Origin of the sequence: Polaromonas sp., assembly GCF_030682935.1 — a bacterium.
Lineage (GTDB): Bacteria > Pseudomonadota > Gammaproteobacteria > Burkholderiales > Burkholderiaceae_C > Polaromonas.
The window spans coordinates 1-1,879 of record NZ_JAUXNA010000251.1 but is presented as its reverse complement, the minus strand read 5'-3'; the positions used below and the strand labels follow the sequence as shown (position 1 = coordinate 1,879).

Sequence of the window (1,879 nt, the reverse complement as noted above, 5' to 3'; positions counted from 1 at the left end):
GGAATCATGGCGACCGGCTTGCTGGCCGCGTGCGTCGGGTACATCTTGATCTTGACGTCAAGCACGGTGGTCAGGCCGCCCAGGCCCTGCGCGCCGATGCCCAGCGCATTGACCTTTTCAAACAGCTCCAGGCGCAGGGCCTCGACCTTGGTCAATGCTTCGCCGGCTGACGATTTGGCCTGCAACTCGTACATGTCCAGGTCGTCCATCAGGCTTTCCTTGGCCATCAGCACGGCTTTTTCAGCGGTGCCGCCAATGCCGATGCCCAGCATGCCAGGCGGGCACCAGCCAGCGCCCATGGTCGGCACGGTCTTGAGCACCCAGTCCACCACCGAGTCGCCGGGGTTGAGCATGACCATCTTGCTTTTGTTTTCGCTGCCGCCGCCTTTGGCCGCCACGGTCACTTCAACCGTGTTGCCGGGCACGATTTCGGTGAAGATCACGGCCGGCGTGTTGTCCTTGGTGTTCTTGCGGTCGAATTGCGGGTCGGCAACCACCGAGGCGCGCAGCGTGTTGTCGGGATGGTTGTAGCCGCGCCGCACGCCTTCGTTGATGGCGTCGTCCAGGCTGCCGGTGAAGCCGTCCCAGCGCACGTCCATGCCAACTTTCAGGAACACGTTGACGATGCCGGTGTCCTGGCAGATCGGGCGGTGGCCGGTGGCGCTCATCTTGCTGTTGGTCAGGATTTGCGCAATTGCATCCTTGGCGGCCGGGCTCTGCTCGCGCTCGTAGGCACGCGCCAGATGGGCAATGTAGTCGGCAGGGTGGTAGTAGCTGATGTACTGCAGGGCAGCGGCAACGGATTCAATGAGGTCGGCTTGTTTGATCGTGGTCATGGCTTTTCGTGAGGTGGTGCAACCCCCATTGACTGAGCGTTGCTTTTATTAACGGCTATGCTGAAGCTACCACCCTCTATTTTGACAGGTCAGGCCAGCACCATGAGTACACCTAACGCGACGCGTACCGAACGCGACACCTTCGGCCCCATTGATGTTCCGGCTGAGCGGCTGTGGGGCGCGCAAACCCAGCGTTCGCTGCAGAACTTTGATATTTCAGGCGAGAAGCAGCCGGTCGAATTGATACGGGCGCTGGCGCAGATCAAGCGCTCTTCGGCGCTCGTCAACCAGGCGCTGGGCCTGCAGGACGAGAAAAAAACACAGGCCATCGTGGCGGCGGCCGATGAAGTCATCGCGGGCCGGCACCCGGACGAATTCCCGCTGGTGGTCTGGCAGACCGGTTCGGGCACCCAGACCAACATGAATGTCAATGAAGTGCTGGCCAACCGGGCCAGCGAACTGCTGGGCGGCGAGCGCGGTGAAGCCCGGCTGGTGCATCCTAACGACGACGTGAACCGCAGCCAGTCGTCGAACGATGTGTTTCCCACGGCCATGCATGTGTCGGCCGTCCTGGGACTGACGAACAAGCTGTTGCCGGCGCTGGAAAAGCTCCGAACCACGCTGGAGCAGAAGGCCAGCGACTTTGACGGCATCGTCAAGATCGGCCGCACCCATCTGCAGGACGCGACGCCGCTGACGCTGGGCCAGGAGTTCTCGGGCTACGCGGCGCAACTGGCGCACGGCGAGGCGCATGTGCGGTCGGCGCTGCCGCATCTGTATGAACTGGCGCTGGGCGGAACGGCGGTGGGCACCGGGCTCAACGCACCCACGGGCTATGCCGAACAGGTCGCGGCCGAACTGGCACGGCTGACTGGTTTGCCGTTCGTCACTGCGCCGAACAAGTTCGAGGCGATGGCTTCGTGTGACGGGCTGGTCCATGCCCACGGCGCGCTCAAGACGCTGGCCGCCAGCCTGATGAAGATTGCCAACGACGTGCGCTGGCTGGCCAGCGGCCCGCGCAGCGGCATCGGTGAATTGTCGAT

2 protein-coding genes are annotated in these 1,879 nt (G+C 63.1%); one reads left to right on the top strand and one right to left on the bottom strand.

The features are described from left to right. On the bottom strand, positions 1 to 836 hold an 836-nt coding region (locus Q8K05_RS11465), incomplete at its 3' end, for a fumarate hydratase (protein ID WP_305246734.1). Between the two features lie 102 nt (positions 837 to 938). Between Q8K05_RS11465 and Q8K05_RS11460 the strand changes: the two genes are divergently transcribed. Next, positions 939 to 1,879 (top strand): class II fumarate hydratase (locus Q8K05_RS11460; RefSeq protein ID WP_305246733.1); only part of this gene is annotated, 941 nt, incomplete at its 3' end.